The organism is Pseudomonas corrugata (genome assembly GCF_001269905.1).
GTDB lineage: Bacteria > Pseudomonadota > Gammaproteobacteria > Pseudomonadales > Pseudomonadaceae > Aquipseudomonas > Aquipseudomonas corrugata.
The window spans coordinates 285,802-300,497 of the sequence record NZ_LHVK01000015.1; the positions used below are offsets into that span (position 1 = coordinate 285,802).

At 54.6% G+C, this 14,696-nt stretch carries 14 protein-coding genes; all 14 read right to left on the reverse strand.

The genetic code is table 11. The features are described 5' to 3' along the window. Window positions 1-3 precede the first annotated feature (3 nt). Complete coding sequence (gene pseB / locus AD665_RS21480) at window positions 4-1,002, reverse strand: UDP-N-acetylglucosamine 4,6-dehydratase (inverting) (protein ID WP_024778733.1); 999 nt, start codon at window positions 1,000-1,002, stop codon at window positions 4-6. Then, window positions 1,003-1,626: an acyltransferase gene (locus AD665_RS28030; RefSeq protein ID WP_269458257.1), complete on the reverse strand. Its 624-nt coding sequence runs from the start codon at window positions 1,624-1,626 to the stop codon at window positions 1,003-1,005. Further along, window positions 1,607-2,827 (reverse strand): hypothetical protein, encoded by a 1,221-nt coding sequence (locus AD665_RS21490; RefSeq protein WP_147460427.1) that lies wholly within the window; start codon window positions 2,825-2,827, stop codon window positions 1,607-1,609. The genes AD665_RS28030 and AD665_RS21490 overlap by 20 nt, the downstream gene beginning before the upstream one ends. Continuing rightward, a complete protein-coding gene (locus tag AD665_RS21495; protein WP_053193639.1) occupies window positions 2,805-3,701 on the reverse strand; it encodes a phytanoyl-CoA dioxygenase family protein in 897 nt (298 codons plus the stop codon). The genes AD665_RS21490 and AD665_RS21495 overlap by 23 nt, the downstream gene beginning before the upstream one ends. Window positions 3,702-4,057: 356 nt before the next feature. Next, window positions 4,058-5,095, reverse strand: coding sequence for an LPS O-antigen chain length determinant protein WzzB (locus AD665_RS21500; RefSeq protein WP_053193642.1), 1,038 nt, complete (start codon window positions 5,093-5,095; stop codon window positions 4,058-4,060). A gap of 191 nt (window positions 5,096-5,286) precedes the next feature. After that, on the reverse strand, window positions 5,287-5,511 hold the full coding sequence (locus tag AD665_RS21505; protein ID WP_024778731.1) for a LapA family protein: 225 nt from the start codon (window positions 5,509-5,511) through the stop codon (window positions 5,287-5,289). A 26-nt stretch (window positions 5,512-5,537) separates the two neighbouring features. After that, window positions 5,538-5,834 (reverse strand): integration host factor subunit beta, encoded by a 297-nt coding sequence (gene ihfB / locus AD665_RS21510; protein ID WP_003183877.1) that lies wholly within the window; start codon window positions 5,832-5,834, stop codon window positions 5,538-5,540. 143 nt (window positions 5,835-5,977) lie between these two features. Next, complete coding sequence (locus AD665_RS21515; protein WP_024778730.1) at window positions 5,978-6,256, reverse strand: hypothetical protein; 279 nt, start codon at window positions 6,254-6,256, stop codon at window positions 5,978-5,980. Window positions 6,257-6,480: 224 nt separating this feature from the next. Next, on the reverse strand, window positions 6,481-8,175 hold the full coding sequence (gene rpsA / locus AD665_RS21520; RefSeq protein ID WP_024778729.1) for a 30S ribosomal protein S1: 1,695 nt from the start codon (window positions 8,173-8,175) through the stop codon (window positions 6,481-6,483). A 119-nt stretch (window positions 8,176-8,294) separates the two neighbouring features. Continuing rightward, entirely contained in the window at window positions 8,295-8,984 is a 690-nt protein-coding gene (gene cmk / locus AD665_RS21525; RefSeq protein WP_053193645.1) for a (d)CMP kinase, read from the reverse strand. Further along, window positions 8,981-11,188, reverse strand: coding sequence for a bifunctional prephenate dehydrogenase/3-phosphoshikimate 1-carboxyvinyltransferase (locus AD665_RS21530; protein WP_024778727.1), 2,208 nt, complete (start codon window positions 11,186-11,188; stop codon window positions 8,981-8,983). Before AD665_RS21530 ends, cmk begins: the two co-directional genes overlap by 4 nt. Before the next feature lie 28 nt (window positions 11,189-11,216). Further along, the gene (gene hisC / locus AD665_RS21535; RefSeq protein WP_024778726.1) at window positions 11,217-12,329 is read right to left on the reverse strand and encodes a histidinol-phosphate transaminase; all 1,113 of its coding nucleotides are present in this window, start codon (window positions 12,327-12,329) and stop codon (window positions 11,217-11,219) included. 13 nt (window positions 12,330-12,342) lie between these two features. Further along, window positions 12,343-13,437: a prephenate dehydratase gene (gene pheA, locus AD665_RS21540; protein WP_024778725.1), complete on the reverse strand. Its 1,095-nt coding sequence runs from the start codon at window positions 13,435-13,437 to the stop codon at window positions 12,343-12,345. Next, a complete protein-coding gene (gene serC, locus AD665_RS21545) occupies window positions 13,437-14,522 on the reverse strand; it encodes a 3-phosphoserine/phosphohydroxythreonine transaminase (RefSeq protein ID WP_053193691.1) in 1,086 nt (361 codons plus the stop codon). Before serC ends, pheA begins: the two co-directional genes overlap by 1 nt. Window positions 14,523-14,696: the final 174 nt, after the last annotated feature.

Below are 14,696 nucleotides of genomic sequence, written 5' to 3' on the forward strand. Positions count from 1 at the left end.
AAATCAGATACTCCCGATCTTCGCTTCGTTAGCGGTGATCCAATTACGCAGATCTTCGTCACTCATCCATTCAGTATTATTGTCGCTGGCGTAAACAAAACCTTCTGAAACTTTCTTACCGTCCTTGATACGGCTCGGACAAGTCGCCCATTCATTGATAACAGGTAAAATCTTGAAGTGCTCCGGGTACTCATAAGTGTAATATGAATCCTCGGCACTGATCATTTGCTCGTGCAATTTTTCCCCAGGACGAATACCGACGATTTTTTGCTTAGCATCAGGCGCTACGACCCGAGCAAGATCAGTCACTTTCATCGACGGGATTTTCTTCACGTAGATCTCACCGCCCTCCATGTCCTCAAAGGCGTGCCAGACCAGTTCGACCCCCTCCTCCAACGAAATCATGAAACGGGTCATGCGCTCGTCGGTAATAGGCAATTCCCCCTTATCCTTGATCGACATGAAAAACGGGATCACCGAACCGCGCGAGCCCATGACGTTGCCATAACGCACCACTGCCATGCGGGTTTCATGACCGCCAGCATAGGAATTACCCGCAACGAACAGCTTATCGGACGCCAACTTCGTCGCACCGTATAGATTGATCGGGCTGCTGGCCTTGTCAGTAGACAACGCAACGACGCGCTTGATGCCTTTGTCGATACAGGCATCGATCAGGTTCATCGCACCGTTGATGTTGGTCTTGATGCACTCGAAAGGGTTGTACTCAGCGGTGGGAACGATCTTCGTAGCGGCGGCGTGAACAACATAGTCAACCCCGTCAAGGGCGCGATACAGACGCTCTTTGTCACGAACGTCGCCGATAAAGAAGCGAACACGCGAATCGCCTTCAAACTTCTTCGCCATGTCCCACTGCTTCATCTCATCTCTCGAAAAGATGATAATTTTCTTGGGGTTATATTTGGCCAGGGTCATTGGCACAAATGTATTACCGAAAGAGCCGGTGCCGCCGGTTACCAAAATCGTTTTATTGCTTAACATCTAGACGCCCTCAAACCCAAAGCGAAACTTAATTATTTTTGCAGGACCACCTACGACTATCGCCCCTACCGGAACATCTCTGGTCACCACGGAGTTCGCACCGATCACCGCATGCGATCCAATTTTAACACCGGGCATTATAACCGCATTTGCCCCTACCCAGACATCGTCACCAATCTCGATTGGCTTATTGTAGTTCGCTAGAAAATCCTCTCGAGCGATTCGGCGCTCCTGCTCCCGGATGCTCACCCCAGCATAGCGGTCATGCACATGCGAGGCAGAGGAAATGAAAATATTTGGCGCTAAAAGACACTCGCAACCAATAGAAACGTCACCGTTTATGGTGACGTTCCGTTGGACTGTCGTCCCTTCACCGACAGAAATTCTCGCCATTGCCGAAAGCTCAACGCCATCATTTAGCCACACGCCGTCACCCAACTGAATCGTTCCGGCGCCCGCATTCAGTAGCGCTTTTTTTACAGTCGTTCGCCGTCCGATCAATATGCGTCCCCCTTTGGAAACTCTTGCAAAAGGAGAAATCAGCGACCTTCTTGAAAGAGCCAAAATGAATAAGCAGAGAATCCGAAACTGCACATATATTCCATCATATATTTTTCTTAACAAGACTTACTCTCCAAGAGGCATAAACCAAAACTATCAACGATACAGAAAAACCAACACACATCAATAGCACATACCCAAATACACCTTCAGACCGAAACCAAAAGCCGTAGAGAAGCGTCAGAAAGGAAAAAATAGCCAACATAGCAAGTTGAATCATCAGAAGTTTGTTTCTCTGAGACATAACTAACAAATAAGATGAGTAAAAATCAGCTGCCCGTAAAATCGCACAACCCCAAAAAACAATACTTATGCCAACCCCCACCTCAAGCCATTCCGTTGCGAACCAGCGACTCTGCAGAAGCCATAAAAGACATGACAATATTACCGACAAAAATATGGATACAAAAAAAGAAATTCTGACAACATATTTGAATCCAGCACTAGGATCCTCTCGACAGATTTCGGGAAGCAAGGTGATCACTCGGGTATTTATCAATTGCTGTATTGATAGACCCACCATTACAACAAGAGAGAGATAAGAAAATCTAGAAAACTCCTGCGCACTCATAAAGTATGCGGCAAAAACCCTGTCGACATACTGCATAAAAGCACCAACACACGTAACAGGAACGAATTTAAGGCAATCAATTATAAAGTCCCAACCAGGGAGTTTCGCATTCACAAGCCACAACATAAGAGACTTCAAACAAAGGATAACACCTATGCTGACCTCGGCCAAAATTGCAAACTCAGCATTTTTTGTAGCCAACGCCACAGCAAGACCAGCCAAAGCAACAAATAAATTTCGATAAAATAATCGCCTAGCATAATCCACAAAATTTTTCTTACTTTTTACCACCATTAAATCGACAGTAAAAATAAAAAACACCAGAACCTGAACAAACGACAGCAACAAAATAGAAAATGGGGCTCCAGCCCAGAAACTATATACAACCAATCCAACAAGAGCAGCCAACCAACATCCACTACCAAACCATTTCACATTTGAGGAAAACTCCGACAACCGCCCCTCATCCTCAACAAGCAATGGCATTTCAGAATGACATTTAATTATCACTCCCGACCCAACAACCAGCACTCCCAACCCTACAATCAATAAATAGTAATTTATTAGAGCGTATTGATCTGCCGAAAGTAGATGGGCATAGGCAAAACCTTTAAGTGCGGCAATCATAGAAGCAGCGCCGGCAAATAAAAGATAAGACCATGCGCTCAGCCTATACGAATATTTTTTGAGCATTCCTATCGCCAACACAGCTAATTTCCGAGTAAGTATTAATTGAATATTCGAACTGCAGCATGAGTCTGGCACTAGAAACAGGGGTCATTCCTTTATGTACAGTGATAGTATCCTCTATCAAACAGGTTCCGGCAGGCCCCAACACCTTTACTATATTTTCCTCTCCATAGCCTGAAACGATCTCCTCATCCGTAAAACGACGCGACCTGAACATCGGAGACTTATATTTAATTTTTCTATTCGAAGTTTTCACAAAAACATGCGGACCTGCCTGATCATCCACATCAGTCAAATAGAAGAAAAACTTAACAAACTTTAAGTCATCCAAATCAAAATGAAAGACATGTGCATGACGCGCCCTATCCTCCTCACTTGCGTTAGCCGGAAAAGTCCACCACATATTGACACTCATTAATTTAGGTGGAACCTTCAAATAGCTTGCGGCGACTGAAAGCAGATATGGATCATTGGCAATTTTAGCAATCATCGCATCGTGTTCTGCGTTAAAGTATTGAGCCAGAAGAAGCTCTTTTTTCAGCGACGTTTCTGCCTTCGCCTTGTCTCTCAGATAAAAACCTTTTGTCTGATCCCGATCAGCAAAACATGGATGCGCTTCAGCGTACTTCAAAAGATATTGAATCGCTTCCGCCGGCAACCTAGGCCCAACCAGCGCGCCGCTTGCCTCTAACTCTGAGACTACCGAAGCAATGTGCGCCTCATCAAACTCAACAAAAGACTCATGCTTTCGCTTTATCTGCTCCTCAAAAAAAACGCCCAATCGCCTTTTATTAAAAAAAGCCACGAGTTTCCAAATTAAATCTCTGACCACTCTGCGCTTAAACAAGCCCCGCATAACTTTATATTTTGTTAGCATAGCTTCTTCTGCATCCCTATTCTAAAGTATCTCTGCGGTCTAGGTGTGAGCTCATTTTACGCATACCGTCCCTTAGGGCTGCACCATACACCAGCTACAGAATCCATTGCTGATCTCGGACAATTATGTGAAAAAACAGCTCCAAGAGCGTATTATCCACCAGCATCGAAAACACGACAACCAAGGCATTCAGGCTACCCGTCCAGAGCAGCGATGCTTCGCTGCCCCCAATGGATCGTACCCCTGACTGAAAAACACCGCCCACCCTAAAAAAGAAAAAGCCCGCCGTCGTAAAGCTTTATGACGGCAGACTCTTAAACTAGTCAGGCTTCAAATCCGGCCGACCAAATTTTACCCTATTTAGTCGGACGCAAAACAAAACGAATCAAAGCAATAAACCCGGCCAATATAAAGCCAGTGATCGCCCCCAACACAACAATCAACATTTTCTTGGGTTTAATAGGACTCTCCGGCACCTCAACACTACCATCCTGCCGATAAACCGAAATACGCTCAGGATCAATATTCAACTTACGGTAAAAGTTGTAGCGCATTTGCAGTGATCGAAGATCTGATATAAATGCATCATCAGATGTCCTCGACTCCAACGCATTGACTTCCGCCGCCAGCGCCTTGCTGCCTCGCTGATAATCCATCTTGCTACCCGTATCAACAGTGATATCAACAGCAGCAGAAGAGTTTATGGTCGGAGTTGTCAACCCAATCGCTTCGGCGATCTTCAGAGCCTCTCGTAGCTGTTGAATCCGATCCTCACGCAGCCGCTGCGCGGTTTCACGCAAGCTAACGATCCGCTGCTCGATATTCCGCGCCTTTACAGAAGCCTCAGTCGTAACGTTCTTGATAAGCTCCGATTCCGCGGCCTCACTGGCGCGCTGCACATAGGCCTTAGCCCATTCTGTCGCTCGGACAGGGTCCCCGCCTTGTACGGTTACCGAGAAACGATCAGGAGTATCCTTACCCGGTCCCTTGACGACCAGCTCTCGAGAGAAACGCTCATATACACGATCAAGCGCTCCCTTTCGTTGGGACTCATCAAGCGAGGGAAGATAGATTTCATTGAAGAATTTTTGGCGAATCGACTCCGCCTGAAGATTCCGAGCAAACACGTCATAGACATGTCTAATGGAATAAGTATCAAGATCAGTACTTTTCCCCCGCCCGTAATTCAACTCAGCAATACCATTCTGAGTAGGCGGCATAATGAAAAGCTTGGCTTCGTAAACTGGCTTACTAAGAAATGCGTAGGCGGCCGCGCCAATAGTGACCAACAACGTCACCCCCACAATCAACCACTTCTGAGCCCAAAGCCCACGCACAAGCTCTATCAGATCTATCTCATCAGAGCCACGTACTTCAGCACGGTCATTTTGCATGTAAGGCCTCGCCACCTTTGTTTGACATCACGCTTGCAGACAAACTGAACGCATGAAGAGACAGGACAGCAGGCAAAGCCCCGATGAACACCGTAACAAACCGATTCAAATTAAACACAAACCAAAACACCCGTAGTCAAAAATATTGTTGGCAGCGATCCTTACTACAAGACTACCAGGCTCACACTCCGTTATTTCAGTCGCCGCCGCATTCCATTGAACCATGTCAGCAACGGACCAATGATCATACCCATCAGCAGCGCCACCAGCACGAAAACCGAAACCGGTAGCTGCGGAGCCGACCAGCCAAGAAACAGCAAACCAACAGGCTGATTGTTTTCGAGCACGAACAGAACAATGACTGCAGCCACGAGCAGTCCTAGTGCGACAAGCACCAAACGCTTAAAGTTCCCCACAAATACCTCTTTACTTTTATGCGACGTCAAAACTCATCACCCTCCTCCTCATTCACCCGATCCCTGAGCTCCTTGCCCGGCTTGAAATGAGGTACGAATTTGCCGTCAAGGCTCACAGACTGACCGGTTTTAGGGTTACGTCCTACCCGCGGAGCGCGATAATGCAAGGAAAAGCTGCCGAAACCACGGATTTCGATACGATCTCCCGTAGCCAGGCATTGGGACATTTGCTCAAGCATGGTCTTGATAGCCAGCTCCACATCCTTGGATGAGAGTAGCCCTTGATGGGTGACAATACGTTCGATCAATTCCGACTTCGTCATATTTTTCCCTTCTTTTTCAAGCAGCTAGGAAAATCGCTTGAAAAGGTTTTAGCATGGTCGAAGGGATTTGAACAGCCCAAGTATTGACATTCATCTTTATTCCCCTGTCGCTCTTCCCACACAGATGCGGGATCTTCCTCAAGCTACCGACACATGACCAACATCGTCCGCGTCAGATAACCCGCCGGATTGAAGCCGAAGGGATAAGAGCTTTCATCCTTCGCATCGTCGGATCGGGTAATCACTTTATAACCCGCCCCCTTGCACTCCCTGGCAGCCCGCTTATGACACTTATCCCAACCGGAGCCCAACCCTGAGCAATCGATCTCGATACCGCTGACACCGCGTACTGCGTGGGTCTTGGCGTTTGTGGAGCAAGCTGCCAGCGCCAATACCACTAACACAAGAAAGAGTCTGTTCATTCAAGTCCCACAGGCAGGGTTTCCATCCAATTTCAAACGGCCCCTGATCGCCATATAGATATTTGATCCACTTAACAAAAGAGACCGTTCTATCAAAGAATTGGTTTCATCGTGGCATGCATGAGCCCCCCCCGTAGGCATGCCCAGTCGGAAAGCTGAAATGAACGAAATCACAGCCACAAAAAAGGGCGACCGAAGTCGCCCTTTTTACAGAAAATCAGAACTCAGTTCTGTTTTTCCGCTTGTGCAGCACGCAGCAGGTCACCCAGGGTGGTCGCTACTGGAGCATCCGAAGCAACTGGCTTGTCGCGCAGGCTCTGGATAGCTTCTTTCTCGTCTTCAACGTCTTTCGACTTGATCGAGAGCTGGATTACGCGGCTCTTGCGATCAACGCTGATGATCTTGGCTTCTACTTCTTCGCCTTCTTTCAGAACGTTACGCGCGTCTTCAACGCGGTCACGGCTGATTTCGGAGGCTTTCAGAGTCGCTTCGATATCGTCGGCCAGGGTGATGATGGCGCCTTTGGCGTCAACTTCTTTCACGATACCCTTAACGATTGCGCCTTTGTCGTTCTCTTGAACGTACTCGGAGAACGGATCGCTTTCCAGTTGCTTGATACCCAGGGAGATGCGCTCGCGCTCTGGGTCAACCGACAGGATAACGGTGTCCAGCTCGTCGCCCTTCTTGAAGCGGCGTACGGCTTCTTCGCCCACTTCGTTCCAGGAGATGTCGGACAGGTGAACCAGGCCGTCGATGCCGCCGTCCAGACCAATGAAGATACCGAAATCGGTGATCGACTTGATGGTGCCGGAGATCTTGTCGCCCTTGTTGAACTGGCCAGAGAAGTCTTCCCATGGGTTGGACTTGCACTGCTTGATGCCCAGGGAAATACGACGACGCTCTTCGTCGATGTCCAGAACCATGACTTCCACTTCGTCGCCGACTTGTACGACTTTCGAAGGATGGATGTTCTTGTTGGTCCAGTCCATTTCGGAAACGTGTACCAGGCCTTCAACGCCTTCTTCCAGCTCAGCGAAGCAGCCGTAGTCGGTGAGGTTGGTAACACGAGCGGTGACGCGGGTGCTTTCTGGGTAACGGGCTTTGATAGCGACCCATGGATCTTCACCCAGTTGCTTCAGGCCCAGGGAAACACGATTGCGCTCGCGATCGTACTTCAGAACCTTGACATCGATCTCGTCGCCAACGTTGACGATTTCCGAAGGATGCTTGATACGCTTCCAGGCCATGTCGGTGATGTGCAGCAGGCCATCGACGCCACCCAGATCGACAAATGCGCCGTAATCGGTGAGGTTCTTGACGATACCCTTGACCTGCTGGCCTTCCTGCAGCGATTCCAGCAGAGCTTCGCGCTCGGCGGAGTTTTCGGCTTCCAGGACACTGCGACGGGAAACGACAACGTTGTTGCGCTTCTGGTCCAGCTTGATGACCTTGAATTCCAGCTCTTTGCCTTCCAGGTGCGTGGTGTCGCGCACTGGACGGACGTCAACCAGGGAACCTGGCAGGAACGCACGGATGCCGTTAACGTCGACAGTGAAGCCGCCTTTAACCTTACCGTTGATAACGCCCTTGACCACTTCCTCAGCTGCGAAAGCCGCTTCCAGAACGATCCAGCATTCAGCGCGCTTGGCTTTTTCACGGGACAGCTTGGTTTCACCAAAGCCATCTTCAACCGAGTCCAGAGCAACGTGAACTTCGTCACCGACATTGATGTTCAGCTCGCCAGCATCGTTGTAGAACTGCTCAAGCGGGATGAGTGCTTCAGACTTCAGACCAGCGTGAACGGTTACCCAACGAGCTTGGTAATCGATATCAACGATAACACCGGTGATGATGGAGCCTGCCTGAAGGTTCAGGGTTTTCAGGCTTTCTTCAAAGAGTTCCGCAAAGCTTTCGCTCATTTTAATTCCTGTTGATTAGGGCGAAGAATACGCCCGCCTCCACACCCCAGACGGTGTGGGTTAGTTTCATATAGAAGAAGCACCGCAGGACTATGACTGGTCCCCTGCGGAGCTTCCTGTCACCCGGCGATATCGCGAATGGCGATCTCGCTCATGATGCGTTGCAACACCTGGTCGATGGACAACTCCGTGGAATCCAGCTGTATCGCATCAGCCGCCGGTTTGAGCGGGGCTACTGCGCGCTGGGTGTCACGTTCATCACGTGCACGGATCTCACCTAGCAGACTCGACAGACTAACATCCTCGCCTTTGCCCTTCAACTGCAAATATCGGCGACGAGCCCGTTCCTCCGCACTGGCGGTGAGGAAAATTTTCAATGGCGCGTCCGGAAAGACAACCGTGCCCATGTCGCGGCCATCGGCCACCAGCCCCGGCGGCTCCAGGAACGCACGCTGGCGCTGCAGCAACGCTTCGCGTACCGCCGGCAGCGCGGCGACCTGGGAGGCCCCGGCGCCCACGGTTTCGGTACGGATGACGTCGCTGACTTCATCGCCCTCCAGGACGATTCGCTGCAGTTGACCATCGGTCGCCGCAATGAATTGCACATCCAGATGCGCCGCCAGAGCCTTGAGCAGCTCCTCGTTGGTCAGGTCCACGCCATGGTTGCTGGCCGCAAACGCGAGCAGGCGATACAGGGCTCCGGAATCGAGGAGGTTCCAGCCCAGTTGTCTGGCCAGAATCCCGGCGATGGTGCCCTTGCCCGAACCGCTCGGGCCATCGATGGTGATGACCGGTGCCTTGATGTTCACGACTGTGCCTCTTTTGCCACTCGAATGCCGACCTGTTCGCACAGCGCCAGGAAGTTCGGGAACGACGTCGCGACGTTGGCACAGTCATGGATGCGAATCGGCGCGCTCGCCCGCAGGGACGCAACACTGAAGGCCATGGCGATGCGATGGTCGCCGTGACCATGGACTTCGCCGCCGCCGATCTGGCCGCCATCGATGATGATGCCGTCCGGCGTCGGCTCGCATTTGACGCCCAGGGCCAGCAAGCCATCCGCCATCACCTGGATACGGTCCGATTCCTTGACCCGCAACTCTTCGGCGCCGGTCAGCACCGTCCGCCCCTCTGCACAGGCGGCAGCCACGAACAGCACCGGGAACTCGTCGATCGCCAGCGGAACCAGCGCCTCGGGAATCTCGATACCCTTGAGTTTAGCCGCTCTTACGCGAAGGTCCGCCACCGGCTCGCCGCCCACTTCACGCTGGTTCTCCAGGGTGATGTCGGCGCCCATCAGGTGCAGGATATCGATCACGCCCGTGCGGGTCGGGTTGATGCCTACGTGCTCGAGCACCAGCTCGGAGCCTTCGGCGATGGACGCGGCCACCAGGAAGAACGCCGACGAAGAGATGTCGCCCGGGACTTCGATGTGGGTCGCGGTCAACTTGCCGCCCGACTCAACGGACGCCGTAGCGCCATCGACCGTGACCGGATAGCCAAAGCCACGCAGCATGCGCTCGGTGTGGTCACGGGTCGGCGCCGGCTCGGTGACAGTGGTCTTGCCTTCGGCATAGAGACCGGCCAGCAGCAGGCAGGATTTCACCTGGGCACTGGCCATTGGCATGGTGTAGGTCAGGCCCTTGAGTTTGTTGCCACCACGGATGACCATCGGCGGACGACCGTCGGCGGCCGTCTCGATGACCGCGCCCATTTCCCGCAGCGGGTTGGCCACGCGGTTCATCGGCCGTTTGGACAGCGACGCGTCGCCGGTCAGAGTGCTGTCGAAATCCTGCGCGGCCAGCAGGCCGGACAACAGGCGCATCGAAGTGCCGGAGTTACCCAGGTAGATCGGGCCTGGCGCAGGCTTGAGGCCATGCAAGCCAACACCGTGGATCGTCACGCGACCGTGGTGCGGCCCTTCGATGACCACCCCCATGTCGCGGAACGCTTGCAGCGTCGCCAGGGCATCTTCGCCCTCGAGGAAGCCTTCCACCTCGGTCACGCCTTCGGCCAGGGAGCCGAGCATGATCGAGCGGTGGGAAATCGATTTATCGCCCGGTACACGAATACGCCCGCTCAGGGAGCCACCAGGTTGTGCCAGGAAAATCAGATCGTTGGAATTCATAGCGTCCACATAGGCCCGACGGGCCAGGATTTTACTGAAATGCTCGCGGGCCACCCTGGCGCGTGTGAAAACGCCCAGCAATTGGTGCCCGTCCCCTGCATCGACCGCGTCGCGCAAGGCGTCGAGGTCGCTGCGAAATGTATCGAGTGTGCGCAGGACAGCTTCGCGATTGGCGAGGAAGATGTCGTGCCACATGACCGGGTCGCTACCGGCGATTCTCGTGAAATCGCGGAAACCGCCGGCAGCGTAACGGAAGATCTCAAGATTTTCATTGCGTTTGGCCAATGAATCCACCAGACCGAACGCCAACAGGTGCGGTAAATGGCTGGTGGCGGCCAGGACTTCGTCATGACGCCCGACTTGCATGTGCTCGACATCGGCGCCCAATTCTCGCCACAAGCGGTCCACCACCGCCAACGCAGCCGGATCGGTCTGATCCAGAGGCGTCAATATGACCTTGTGACGACGAAACAGCCCGGCGTTGGAAGCTTCCACACCGCTCTGCTCGGAACCGGCAATCGGATGACCCGGAACGAAGCGTGCCGGCATCCCGCCAAAGGCTTCGGTGGCTGCGCGCACGACGTTGCCCTTGGCACTGCCGACATCAGTCAGAATCGCCTGCCCCAGGTCCATGGTCGCCAGCCGTGCCAGGAGTTTCTCCATGGCCAGGATCGGCACCGCCAGCTGAATCACGTCAGCCCCTTGGCACGCAGCCGCCAGGTCGTCTTCGCAGCGGTCCACTACGCCTAGTTCCACCGCCAGCTTGCGCGACTGCGGATCCAGGTCGACGCCGACCACCTCGCGGCACAGACCGCTTTCGCGCAAGCCCTTGGCGAACGAACCACCGATCAACCCCAGACCGACCACCACCAGGCGACCGATCATAGGTGCAGCAGGTTGCAGCGAGGTGACATCAACCACGAGCCAGGACCTTGCTCAGCGCCTCGAGGAAACGGCTGTTTTCCGCTTGCAGGCCAACGGTGATACGCAGGTGGTTCGGCATGCCGTAATTGGCCACCGGACGCACGATCACGCCTTCACGCAACAGGCCCTGGAACACCGGTGCAGCAACACGACCCAGGTCGACGCAGATGAAGTTGCCTTTCGATGGAATCCAGCCCAGGCCCAACTCACGGAAACCCGCTTCCAGCTGCTGCATGCCGGTCTCGTTCAGACGACGGCTCTGAGCCAGGTATTCCTCATCCTGCAACGCGGCGCAGGCGGCAGCCAGGGCGAAGCTGTTGACGTTGAACGGCTGGCGCACGCGATTCAGCACGTCGGCCACCACGGCGGTGGACAGGCCGTAGCCGACCCGCAGCGATGCCAGGCCATAGGCCTTGGAGAACGTGCGCGAAACCAGCAGGTTCGGGTACGCCGCGAGGAAGTCCAGGCCATCGGGCAGGTCACTGCCTTCGGCGTACTCGATGTACGCCTCGTCCAGCACCACCAGCACGTGCTCCGGGACGTCCTGCAGGAAGTCGTCCAGGGCCTGGGCGTCGAACCAGGTGCCGGTCGGGTTGTTCGGGTTGGCAATGAACACCACCCGGGTGTTGGCGTCGATGGCCGCCAGCATGGCCGGCAGATCGTGCCCCCAATCCTTGGCCGGAACCACGTGGGCATCGGCACCGACCGCCTGGGTGGCGATCGGGTAGACGGCAAACGCATGCTCGCTGAATACCGCATTGAGGCCCGGCGCCAAATAGGCACGCGCCACCAGTTCGAGAATGTCGTTGGAACCGTTGCCCAGGGTCACCTGGTTCAGCTCGACACCACAGCGCTCGGCCAGCAGGCTTTTCAAGGCAAACCCGTTGCCATCGGGGTAGCGGGTCAGCTCGGCCAGTTCGTCACGGATCGCCGCCAGCGCCTTGGGACCGGCACCCAGCGGGTTTTCGTTACTTGCCAGTTTGACGATGCTGGCCGGATCCAGATCCAGCTCGCGAGCCAGTTCGTCCACGGGCTTGCCCGGAACGTAAGGCGAAAGTTGTTGCACGCCTGGCTGTGCCAGGGCGAGGAAGTTGCCACTCATTTGCTATCCGCCCTTAAAGAACTGCCTTGGGGTAGGAACCCAGCACCTTGAGTGCCACTGCTTCCTGACTGATTTTCTCCAGCACACCTTTTACCAGCGGATCGCGGTGGTGGCCGACGAAATCGATGAAGAACACGTAGGTCCATTTGCCGCTACGCGAAGGACGGGTCTCGATCCGGGTCAGATCGATGCCATTGTCATGGAACGGCACCAACAGCTCATGGAGCGCACCGGGCTTGTTGCTCATGGAGACGATAATCGAAGTCTTGTCGTCCCCGGTCGGTGGCACTTCCTGGTTGCCGATCATCAGGAATCGCGTGGAGTTGTCCGGACGATCCTCGATTTTCTCAGCCAGACGGGTCAGTCCATAGAGGCCGGCCGCCATATCCCCGGCGATCGCCGCCGAGTTCCACTCACCCTTGACCCGCTTGGCCGCCTCGGCGTTGCTCGATACCGCCACGCGCTCGACATTCGGATAATGGGCATCCAGCCATTTGCGGCACTGAGCCAGGGACTGGGCGTGGGAATAGATCCGGCTGATGCTGTCGGTTTTGGTGTTTTCGCCCACCAGCAGGTGATGGTGGATGCGCAGCTCGACTTCGCCACAGATCACCATGTCATGCTCGAGGAAGCTGTCCAGCGTGTGGTTGACCGCGCCTTCGGTGGAATTTTCCACCGGCACCACGCCGAAATTCACCGCGCCGGCCGCGACTTCGCGGAAGACTTCGTCGATGGCCGCCATCGGCTTGCTGATCACTGCGTGGCCGAAGTGCTTCATGGCGGCGGCCTGGGTAAAGGTCCCCTCAGGGCCCAGGTACGCCACTTTCAGCGGTTGCTCGAGGGCCAGGCACGACGACATGACTTCACGGAACAGCCGCGCCATTTCTTCGTTGCTCAGCGGACCCTTGTTGCGCTCCATGACCCGCTTGAGTACCTGAGCCTCACGCTCGGGGCGATAGAACACCGGCACTTCCCCCTCGGCAAGGGAGGCCATTTTCACCCGGGCGACTTCCTGGGCGCAGCGCGCGCGCTCGCTGATCAGCTCCAGGACTTTTTCGTCCAGGGCATCGATGCGCAGGCGCAGCGCCTTGAGTTCTTGCTCTGACATCAGCCGTGTTCCTTCTCGAACTCCGCCATGTAGGCGATCAATGCGTTGACCGCATTGATATCCACGGCGTTGTAGATGGAGGCGCGCATGCCACCGACCGAGCGATGGCCCTTGAGGTTCAGCAGCCCGCGCTCGTCGGCACCTGCCAGGAACGGCTTGTCGAGGCGGTCGTCGGCCAGGCGGAACGGTACGTTCATCCAGGAGCGGTCGGTCTTGTTGATCGGGTTGCTGTAGAGGTCGCTGGCGTCGATGAAGTCGTAGAGCACGCGCTGCTTCACTTCATTGAGCTTGCCGATGGCTTCGACACCGCCCTGTTCTTTCAGCCACTCGAACACCAGGCCCGACAGGTACCAGGCCAGGGTCGGCGGCGTGTTGTACATCGAGCCGTTGTCGGCCGCGACCTTGTAGTTGAGCATGGTCGGGCACAGGGAACGGGCACGACCCAACAGGTCCTCGCGAATGATGTTGACCAGGATACCGCTCGGGCCGATGTTCTTCTGGGCGCCGGCGTAGATCATGCCGAAACGGGAGACATCCACAGGGCGCGAAAGAATGTCCGAAGACATGTCGGCCACCAATGGCACGTCACCGGTTTCCGGGATCCAGTTGAACTCCAGGCCGCCGATGGTTTCGTTCGGTGCGTAATGAACGTAGGCCGCGTCCTTGGACAGGTTCCACTCGTTCTGACCGGGAATGGCGAAATAGTCGTAGGGCTTGGCGGTAGCGGCAACGTTGACGTGGCCGTAACGCGAGGCTTCTTCAATGGCTTTCTGCGACCAGATACCGGTGTCGATGTAGTCAGCCTTGCCACTCTCCGGAAGCAGGTTCAACGGGATCTGGGCAAATTGCTGGCTGGCGCCGCCCTGCAGGAACAACACCTTGTAGTTGGACGGGATGTTCAGCAGATCACGCAGGTCCTGCTCGGCCTTGGTGGCAATGGACACGAACTCATCGCTGCGATGGCTCATTTCCATGACGGACAGGCCCTTGCCATGCCAGTCGAGAAGTTCACCCTGGGCACGCTTCAGGACCGCTTCAGGCAGCGCCGCCGGGCCGGCACAGAAGTTATAGGCTCTCTTGCTCACATCCAATCTCGCTCTGATCTGGTGGTCACACATTAATACGGTATCAGCGGGTGTCCATTGTGGGAGCAAGGCTTGCCCGCGATTACAGACTTGCATTCAAAATGAATGTCGACTGATCTATCGCTATCGTGGGCAAGCCTTGCTCCCACAGCTCGCTCCCACAGTTGCGCTGTC

What these genes read in the sequence shown, in the direction of transcription:
- hisC (WP_024778726.1), bottom strand. Translation starts at nt 12,329, where the DNA reads ATGAGTGGCAACTTCCTCGCCCTGGCACAGCCAGGCGTGCAACAACTT.
- ihfB (WP_003183877.1), bottom strand. Translation starts at nt 5,834, where the DNA reads ATGACGAAGTCGGAATTGATCGAACGTATTGTCACCCATCAAGGGCTA.
- AD665_RS21490 (WP_147460427.1), bottom strand. Translation starts at nt 2,827, where the DNA reads ATGCTCAAAAAATATTCGTATAGGCTGAGCGCATGGTCTTATCTTTTA.
- pheA (WP_024778725.1), bottom strand. Translation starts at nt 13,437, where the DNA reads ATGTCAGAGCAAGAACTCAAGGCGCTGCGCCTGCGCATCGATGCCCTG.
- AD665_RS21530 (WP_024778727.1), bottom strand. Translation starts at nt 11,188, where the DNA reads ATGATCGGTCGCCTGGTGGTGGTCGGTCTGGGGTTGATCGGTGGTTCG.
- AD665_RS21500 (WP_053193642.1), bottom strand. Translation starts at nt 5,095, where the DNA reads ATGCAAAATGACCGTGCTGAAGTACGTGGCTCTGATGAGATAGATCTG.
- AD665_RS21515 (WP_024778730.1), bottom strand. Translation starts at nt 6,256, where the DNA reads ATGAACAGACTCTTTCTTGTGTTAGTGGTATTGGCGCTGGCAGCTTGC.
- AD665_RS21495 (WP_053193639.1), bottom strand. Translation starts at nt 3,701, where the DNA reads ATGCTAACAAAATATAAAGTTATGCGGGGCTTGTTTAAGCGCAGAGTG.
- rpsA (WP_024778729.1), bottom strand. Translation starts at nt 8,175, where the DNA reads ATGAGCGAAAGCTTTGCGGAACTCTTTGAAGAAAGCCTGAAAACCCTG.
- pseB (WP_024778733.1), bottom strand. Translation starts at nt 1,002, where the DNA reads ATGTTAAGCAATAAAACGATTTTGGTAACCGGCGGCACCGGCTCTTTC.